Here is an 8,425-nt window from a genome sequence, read left to right as displayed (position 1 = left end):
CCCCCCCCCCCCCCCCCCCCCCCCCATTTTATACCCCCCACACCCCCCCACTTTCATATCCGTTTCGTGGCTTCTGATATGTGAATAACACACACACCATACCCCCTGCCGACGACTCTATCTCAAAGCGAAGGGCCGAGAAACGCCTGCCGAAATTGCTGCAGCAGCCCTTGCTATGGCTAGGGAAGTTGGGCCACCAGGCAGCGGGCCGGAGCCAGTGGTGGAGTTGCGGCTGGTGGGCCAGGTGGGCTTTGCCAAGCACGAGCTGGATAGCCGAGTCCTGCAACGGCAAATTCAGCAGCTTACCGGTGCCCTAGTCGTCCTCTTTCGTTTTGAGGCCACTTCTCTTGAGATTGGCTCGGCCACTCTTTCTTTTGAAGAAGAGGAGCAAAGGCTCCAAATTGAAGAGAAGGTCTACAGGGACCTGCTGAGCAGCCACGCCCACTACCGGAAACGCAGTAAAGAGCTGGCACAGCTACTTTTGGATCTCAAAGAAAGAGTGTTGGAGGGCCAAAGCGAGGCAGAGATCTACGCCCACCTGAGCAGCGCCTTTGTAGGGGAAGAAGACTGACCATGCGGATCCTTTCAGTAGCTCTCCAAAACTTTAAATCCTACGAGGAAGCTGTCTTTGAGTTTGAACCTGGTATCAACGCTATTTGTGGAGAAAATGGAGCTGGAAAAACCAGCATCCTGGAAGCTATTGCTTGGGTTCTGTTTGACTACTGTCCCTACAACCAAGAAGAGCTGATTCGCACAGGTGCCAACGATGCGGCGGTTACCGTACAGTTTGTCTCGAAATGGGATCAGCGCACCTACACTGTCCGCCGCAGTGTAACCCAGGGGTATCGCCTCTTCGATCCCCAGCTCAAGCAGCGCCTAGACTACGAGCGTAAAACGGATGTACTGGCCTGGCTGAGGCAACATTTGGGAGTACCTGCCGGTACAGATTTAGCGCGCCTGTTTGCTACAATTATTGGTGTTCCCCAGGGCACCTTTACAGCAGACTTCCTCAAAACCAGCAAAGAAAGAAAGGAAGTCTTTGACCGTATCTTAAAGGTAGAAGAATATCAGCAAGTTGCCAAGGATCTGCAAGCAGTTGAAAAATACAGTGAGGCGCAAGTTCAAGCTATCAAGTATCGAATTGAGCTGCTTCACCAGCAGCTACAAGACTGGGATCTATTGCAAGAAGAGCAGAAAAAGATCGAGCAAGAGCTAGGCTACTGGCAGGAGAATATAAATCAATGCACTCGCACCCTGAGTGAAACTAGGCAGAAAGTTGAGCAACTGGAGGAACTGCTTGAGCAAATCCAAGCACTTGAACAGCAAATTGCCCAGCTGGAACAAAAGAGATTGCTTCTAGACCTATCCCTTGAGCAAGCAGAAAAGCTATGGGAAGAAGCTAAGCAAGCTCAGGCAGAGCAAGAGCAATCTCGAGCAGGAGCGCAGCGCTTCCTGGCTATAGAAGTCCATCTGCAAGAGTTGGAAAAGCAACAGCAGCAGCGCTTGGAGTGGCTAAGAAAGCGAGAGAACCTGCTTTTGCAAAAGCAAAACATTGAAAATCAACTGGCAAGACTTCAGGAAAAACTAAGTCAACAGCAGCGCTGGAAACAGGAGTTGGAGGAGCTGGCCCCCAAAATTCAGATCCAGGAAGAACTGGAGCGCCAACAAAGCCGATGGACTCATCAACTCAATACATTGCTACAGCTATACCAGGAATGGGAACAGCTACAAGGAAAGTGGTTAGCCCAAGCTGAACGTTGTCAACTCCTACAGAGCCGAGTTCAAGAGGCAGAACAAGCTCAGGTTATTTGTCAACAGCACCAGCCAGCCTATAGTCGCTATCTAGAACTAGAAAGTCTTATTGTCGACCAAGAAAAACTGCGGGGGATCCGACAAACTCTAATAGCTCAGCGAGAGGCTCTATGGCAGCATCTTCGCCAATTACAGTTGCGAGGATCCGAATATCGGCAACAGCTCCAGCTTTTGCAGAAAATGGAGGCAGAGAGGCTTTCTTTGCAATCTCTCTGCCAAAAACAGGTTGAATTGGAACAACTTTATAATCAAATTGGCCAAAAGTTGTCCTACTTTCAGGCACTGCGCCTTGAACTTAAGCAACAAGAGGTAGAGCAGGAGCAGAGCCGCGCCCAACTGGAGCAACTGCAGCTGCAGCTTCAACAACGACAGACCGACCTGGAGCGCATAGCCAACCTACCCCACCTTGAGGCTCAACAGGAGTGGTTGCAAACCCAGCTAAGCTGTATCGCAGCAGCACGTCAGTTTCAACAAAAGCTGCAAGCCCTCTTTGAGGAAAGCTCTTGCCAGCTTGCTGAGCACCACCGCCGCCTCCAGGACCTTGTCCAGGAGCTGGCTACCTACCAACAAAGCTATCCGCAGTTTCAGTCCCTATGGCGGCGGATCCCGGAAGTTCTCTATGAGTCTCTAGCTCTAAACCAACATTTGCTACAGTCAATCCACCAATTCCTGCAGGACCTTGCTCCACAAACAGATGAGACTCACCTGCGCCAGCAGCTGGCTGACATCCAGAAGCAACTTAAGACCTTGCAGCCCCTGATTGGCTTGACCACCCAGATTCCCGAACTGGAGGCTCAAATTGAACGATTGACACACCTGCAGAACGAGCGGCAATGCAAAATTGATGATCTGCGATGGAGCCTTGAAGCTGAGTACAACTTCCTCCGGCAACACCAGGAAATTGGCCAGGCCCTCCAGGCAGTGGGGGATCCTAGGGGTCAGCTCCAGCGCCTAGAAAAAGAGCTTAGCAATAAGCTGCAAGTGGAGCAGGAATATCAGCAAATTGAGGATCAGATCCATCAACTCCAGCAACAGATTCAAACTCTAGAGCAGAAGCTTGATCCTCTGTTAGATCTGGATGAAAAGATTAATGCTTTGCAAGAGGAACAAAGGCGTCACCGCAACAGCTATGAAACCTTTATCCGTATGCAGACCATAGCCCAAAGTTTGCCGCAGCGGCAAGATGAACTGCAAGCGGCTCAGCTGGTCTTAGATCAAATTCAGAAAGCTAAGCAAGAAAAGCAAGCTCAGATTACCTATTGGGAACGAACAGAGGGATCCAAAGACTACCTGCAGGCCCAAATTGCAAAAGCTGCTGAAACTTTGAGAGAATTAGGGGATCCTAGAAGTCAGGCTGAGCGGCTCAAGGCAGAGCTTAGGCTGGAAGAGCAGTACCTATGCCTGCAAGCCAACTACCTACAGCAAATCCGGGACTTAGAGGTAGCACTCCAACCTCTCGAGGAAGCACTATCCCAAACTGAACACCTGGAGCAAGAGCTGGGATTGCTGAAGGAAGAGCGCGAAAGGTATCGACCAGATCACGAACACTATCTAAGGGCAGAGCCTATTGCCAGACTGCTAACTGAACGGGAACAAAAACTAGCCGAACTCAAGGCCCAACAGCAAGGGTTGCAAACGCAACTAGCCCAACTGCGGAGAGAGCTGGAGCCCCTAACTTCCCTCTACCAGCCCCAGGAGCACCAACACCTTCGATCCCTCCTGCAGCTTACTGAGATCCAAAAAGCCAAGGCCCAGGCTCGTCTGGAAAGCCTTTTCCCACAGTTGCAGAAAATCCAGGAAAGACTGCAGCAACTGGAACAGGTAAAGCAAGCTTTAAAACAAGCTGAGGCGGAAAGAGCCGAGAAAGAAAGGCTGCACCGCTTCATTAAGTTTAGTCGAGATACCTACAAAAAAGCTGGTCCTCAAATTACCCAGTACTACCTGCAACAGATCAATACCGTTGCTGATCACCTCTTCCGAGAAATTCTCAACCGCTTCGATGTCAGACTCAGCTGGGAACCTGACTATGAGATCCGCATTCAAGAAAGAGGGGGGCCCAAACGGCGTTTTGCCTGCCTTTCTGGAGGAGAGCAAATGGTAGCAGCTCTAGCCGTCCGCCTAGCTTTGCTCAAGGTACTGGGACAGTTAGACGTTGCCTTTTTTGACGAACCTACTACCAACATGGACGCTCAACGCCGCCAGCGGCTGGCGGAAGCTATCACCAACTTGCATTCCTTTGAGCAGCTATTTGTGATTAGCCACGACAACACCTTTGAGCAAGTGACAGAAAACGTCATTCGTGTGGAAAGGCACTCTGGATCGGGTCAGATGGAGAAGGGTAACAGCTATGGTTTTTAGGGCAGATCGGGTACTAGCTGTATTACAGAAAAAGCGCGAAGCTTTCGCTGCTTTCCATCAAGGAACTTCAGAGCGTAGAGAACGGTATCGCCAGGCAATGGAGAAATTGTGCCGGTGGTCCAGGGCAGAGATTACTGAGAAAATAGCTCCCTCAGCCTTTCCAGGTGCCTTGCCCACACAGGAATGGGATCTTTACTCCAGCTGGAGAGTCCCCTTTCAACAAAAATGGAATAGCTATGAGGAAAGCTATGAATGGGCAAGACCAGTTATCAAAGACGTTCCCACATTTGCAGTAGATGGATCTCAAATCTACCCCAGTAAGGATTTATCAATACCAGTAGCCTTAGTGCAGATTGGCTGGTACGAGAACTATCACTGTGACCAAGGACTTTACGAAAAAGATATCCAGGTCGATGTACTAACCCCAAAAGATCTAGAAGTCAGAGATAGCGGAGAACCTAAGGAGAGCATTGTTAATAAGCGTCGCTTTCAGATGGAAACAGGAAAAGTTGCTGAGTATATTTGGCAATCTCAACCTGGATCGCGAAAGCTGGCTTTCCTAGATGGGGTACTAGTAGCCACCTTTGCCGAAACCTTTGATAGCAAAAGTCGAGATTTCTATGTGGAGTGTTTGTTGCAAGTACTGCGCGCCAGTGAGCAAAACAGGATCCCTGTCGTAGCTTACATTGACACTGCGTACAACTCAGATTTGGTCACACTGCTAAGGAACTGCTTTGATCTTCCCGAGGCTCCCTATCTGCACGATGCACAGCTGCTTAGCTCCTGGTTGGAATGGGGAGACCGAACGCCCTTCTTTGTCTGCGCCTGCAGTGGCGTTCTTAATCCCCAAGAAGGGATCCTCAGCCGCTACCAAGAAATGCAAGGACGAGTGGGGTTTGTGTACCTGCGTGCCAATGACAACTTTCCAGCTCGACTAGAAATACCTGTTTGGGTTTATGAGGCAGGCCTGTTGGACTGGCTGGTAGATTTGGTACGCTGTGAGGTGATTATTGGCCGAGGCTATCCTTACGTACTGGAGACGGCGGATCAGGTAGCTGTTATTCGCAATGAAGATCGCAACCTTTTCTTACGTCTAATGCAGGAGTGGGCCAGCCGCGAGAATCTTAACCTCCGGCTCTCTCGGAAGACTCTCAGCAAGCTACAGCGGAGGCGGGTCTGATGAGACTAGGCAAGGTGGTTCGCTCGAACAGCCACTGTGACTACGTAGTACAAGTGGATGATGCTTTAGAAGTCAAAAACCCTCCCTCCCCCGAAGACTATGGCTTCGGCAGCTTTGTCAAGTTAGAAAGCAATCAGCGCCACTGGGCTGTAGGGTTGGTTTACAACAGTCAAATTTTAAATCCTATGTTTCTTAACGCTGGGCCCCGTCTTTCCAGCCAGCCGGATCCCTATTTCTCCCCTGATTTGCAAAATGAGGTGCGCACATTACTTTCGGTAATTCTCATCGGAGCTTTGGACGAAGAAAGGCGTTGTGGCTGGCAAGGGATCCCGCGCGTAGTGGTGCCTGTCAATACACCTGTCTTTCGCATGAGCCAAGAGGAAATCCTGCGCTTCCATCTCAATCCTCAAGGTCAAACTCAATTTTCATACTACGGACTACTCTTGAGTAGCGGTGGCAACTTTGCCAACCACCTTGTCTATCAAGTCTTAAACGATATCATCCCTATGTTCTCCGACCCATCCCAACGACGAGCTCTGCAAATTCTAAGCAAAGAACTAGCCTGGAAAATAACTGTAGGAGCAATGCGCCGATGAACCAAAAGGCCTCACTCATTTCCATGGAAAGTTCCCTTTCCCTAGCGGAGGATACTCCAGAGGTGATCGGTACTGTTAAGGGCCCTGGTGAGACTCCCAACCAATATGTGTTTATTACCTCCAACACCCAAGCAGTCAAGGTGGGCGATTTTGTCTATTACGAAGTGCGGGATACTCAACCCCAACCTTTAAAAATCCTGGGTAGAATCACCCAGGTCCAGCTTCTGGATCACATCCCCGACCGCATCTTTGCCGACACGGAGATCGACCCCAGCACCATCGTGGCTCTGGTCGGCTTTACCCATCCCAACCCGGAGATCTACGCCGTAACCGTTGAAGTTATCGGCTATTTTGATCGGGCCATGGGCTTTATTAACCCCCGTCGCCCTCCGGATCCCGGTGCCAAGGTCTTTTTAGCTCCCAATTCGCTCTTGAAGTCAGTCTTGAACAAGCGGGGGGAAACGGAAGTTGGCGGGGCCCATTTAGGCAGCCTGCTGCTGCGCGAGGAGGGAGCGGTGCCTGTGGTACTGGATGTCAGGGAGATGGTTAGCACTCATCTGGCCATCTTAGCGGGGACGGGATCCGGCAAGTCCTACACGGCAGGAGTTTTAATTGAAGAGCTATTGTTGCCCAAAAACCGGGCTGCCGTTCTTGTTTTTGATCCTCACGGAGAGTATCATACACTGGCAGAGATACAATCTCACCCCAAGTTTTTGGGTGAAGATGGCTACCGCCCTAAAGTCAAGGTTTTCTACCCCAAAGGAATTAAGATTCGCGTCTCCTCCCTTAACTTCTTCGATATCCTGGCCCTACTGCCGGAGACCACCGACCGACAGAAATCTGTCCTAAAGAAAGCCTTTGACAAGGTTACTCAGTTTGATTCAGAGCGTTGGACAATCCAGGATCTAATCGAGGCTGCCTACGAAGTGGATTCCAAGGAAGATGGATCCCAGGGATCCTCCGCCCCTGCTTTGGAGTGGAAGCTGGAACAGATCGATCGCTCTCCCTATTTCAGCACTGTGGAACATCTGGCTCCGCGAGACTTGTTTGAGCCAGGGCAGGTGACCATCTTACAAATGTACGAGATCAGCCAGGAAGAGCAGCAAGTCATTGCCGCCGCCATTTTGCGCCAGGTCAATTCCGCCCGCATCAACACCCAAAAGAAAAAGGTCCGACCTGGAGATGAGAACTACCTGCCTTACCCCGTTTTCATCTTGCTAGAAGAAGCCCACCGCTTTGCTCCTGCCCACGAGCCCTCCCGCTGCAAGCAGGTGTTGCGTACTATTCTCAGTGAAGGACGCAAGTTTGGTCTGGGGGTTGGACTAATCACGCAACGGCCTGGCAAGCTGGATTCAGATATCCTGTCACAATGCATGAGCCAATTTTTAATGCGAATTGTCAACCCTACTGACCAGGAAAATTTACGCCACAGCGTCGAGGCTGCCGGCCGGGATCTGCTCCAGGAACTGCCGGCTTTAAGCAAGGGCCAGGTGATTGTCTCTGGCGTGTGCATCAATACCCCTGTTTTGTGCAAGGTGCGGAGGCGCTACACCCAGCACGGCGGTGAGACGGTGGATATCCTCAGCTCATGGCAAGCTTACTTTCAGCCCCACCGACACCAGGATCGCCTGGCCGAATCTGCCCCCCTCAAGCCCCGTCCTCGACCGCAAGTGGTGGATGGATTGAGTATCGACTAGTCAGCAGGTTGGTTTTGGGGCAAGCAGGATGAGGAAACAGGCCCTTTTGCCAAGTTGGCTGCGCATCACGGCTGCAGTTCTGCTGGGATCCAGCCCTGCCTATGCCCAGTTGCGGCTGATTCCTGAAGCGGCGCGGCGGGTGTATGAAGTTCTGCCGGATCTACCCTTGGAAAACACCTACATCCCCATTAACCCCAATGACGGCGGCCCTCCAGCCGAAGAAGACACCTTGGTGCGGCGGATGATGCTCTATCACCTGCAGGTGGCCGGGCGTTCCCCCACCGATCGCTTTGATTGGCAACTGACGCTGGCTGACTATTGCGACGCCAACGAGCCAATGGTTGCCCAACAGTATCCCGGCGCCGAGCGCCTGACGGTCAACCCCTACGCTCAGGACAAAGCTGCTGTGCAATCCCTAAGCCGCCAGCAGCGACAAGCCCTGCTGCGGGCACTGGTGCTGGCCTTTGGCGGGGATCCTGACCCTAAGCCTCTGTACATTCCTCCTGACTTGAAGACTGTTCCCACCCTTCCCACCCCAGAACCCATGAAACCCTTGCTGCTTCCTGGCAGGGGAGAGGCTGATCTGCTAAGGCCCTAGGATTTCCCTAAGGAAGAGGGGAGCCAAGAATCGATGTCACGAAGCCAGGTTTTAACGTAAGGTGCGGAATTCCCCACGGTCTATACGGTGGGGAGGGATAGCACCCTCTGACTGATTCTGGTTCTAGGGAGCAAATCATGCCAAAGCCTAGCCCTTCCCAATACACTTTAGTGACCAGTATTTT

Annotated in this window: 6 protein-coding genes; all 6 read left to right on the top strand. The window is 51.5% G+C overall.

What is annotated here, in order from left to right; genetic code table 11:
• The first annotated feature begins 175 nt into the window (after positions 1-175).
• Genes NW827_RS03640 through NW827_RS03615 form a run of 6 tightly spaced genes read left to right on the top strand, consistent with a single transcriptional unit; the run spans position 176 to position 8,241 of the window.
• Positions 176-571 carry a hypothetical protein gene (locus NW827_RS03640; protein ID WP_414503349.1) on the top strand — a complete coding sequence of 132 codons (396 nt, stop codon included), beginning with the start codon at positions 176-178 and terminating at the stop codon, positions 569-571.
• A gap of 2 nt (positions 572-573) precedes the next feature.
• Positions 574-4,170 (top strand): AAA family ATPase, encoded by a 3,597-nt coding sequence (locus NW827_RS03635; RefSeq protein ID WP_414503348.1) that lies wholly within the window; start codon positions 574-576, stop codon positions 4,168-4,170.
• On the top strand, positions 4,160-5,350 hold the full coding sequence (locus NW827_RS03630) for a DNA double-strand break repair nuclease NurA (protein ID WP_414404456.1): 1,191 nt from the start codon (positions 4,160-4,162) through the stop codon (positions 5,348-5,350). The genes NW827_RS03635 and NW827_RS03630 overlap by 11 nt, the downstream gene beginning before the upstream one ends.
• The gene (locus NW827_RS03625) at positions 5,350-5,946 is read left to right on the top strand and encodes a hypothetical protein (protein WP_414404455.1); all 597 of its coding nucleotides are present in this window, start codon (positions 5,350-5,352) and stop codon (positions 5,944-5,946) included. The genes NW827_RS03630 and NW827_RS03625 overlap by 1 nt, the downstream gene beginning before the upstream one ends.
• A gap of 23 nt (positions 5,947-5,969) precedes the next feature.
• The gene (locus tag NW827_RS03620; RefSeq protein ID WP_414404467.1) at positions 5,970-7,643 is read left to right on the top strand and encodes an ATP-binding protein; all 1,674 of its coding nucleotides are present in this window, start codon (positions 5,970-5,972) and stop codon (positions 7,641-7,643) included.
• A 28-nt stretch (positions 7,644-7,671) separates the two neighbouring features.
• Entirely contained in the window at positions 7,672-8,241 is a 570-nt protein-coding gene (locus tag NW827_RS03615; protein ID WP_414404454.1) for a hypothetical protein, read from the top strand.
• Positions 8,242-8,425: the final 184 nt, after the last annotated feature.

The sequence above is a fragment of the Synechococcus sp. H70.1 genome (assembly GCF_047502705.1).
In the GTDB taxonomy this organism is placed as follows: domain Bacteria; phylum Cyanobacteriota; class Cyanobacteriia; order Thermostichales; family Thermostichaceae; genus Thermostichus.
Note: the sequence above shows the minus strand (reverse complement) of the source record. Positions and strands in the feature narration are given on the sequence as shown.

Bases quoted from the DNA above. Each gene is read 5' to 3' on its own strand.
- NW827_RS03625 (WP_414404455.1), top strand. From the start codon at position 5,350: ATGAGACTAGGCAAGGTGGTTCGCTCGAACAGCCACTGTGACTACGTA.
- NW827_RS03635 (WP_414503348.1), top strand. From the start codon at position 574: ATGCGGATCCTTTCAGTAGCTCTCCAAAACTTTAAATCCTACGAGGAA.
- NW827_RS03615 (WP_414404454.1), top strand. From the start codon at position 7,672: ATGAGGAAACAGGCCCTTTTGCCAAGTTGGCTGCGCATCACGGCTGCA.
- NW827_RS03640 (WP_414503349.1), top strand. From the start codon at position 176: ATGGCTAGGGAAGTTGGGCCACCAGGCAGCGGGCCGGAGCCAGTGGTG.
- NW827_RS03630 (WP_414404456.1), top strand. From the start codon at position 4,160: ATGGTTTTTAGGGCAGATCGGGTACTAGCTGTATTACAGAAAAAGCGC.
- NW827_RS03620 (WP_414404467.1), top strand. From the start codon at position 5,970: ATGGAAAGTTCCCTTTCCCTAGCGGAGGATACTCCAGAGGTGATCGGT.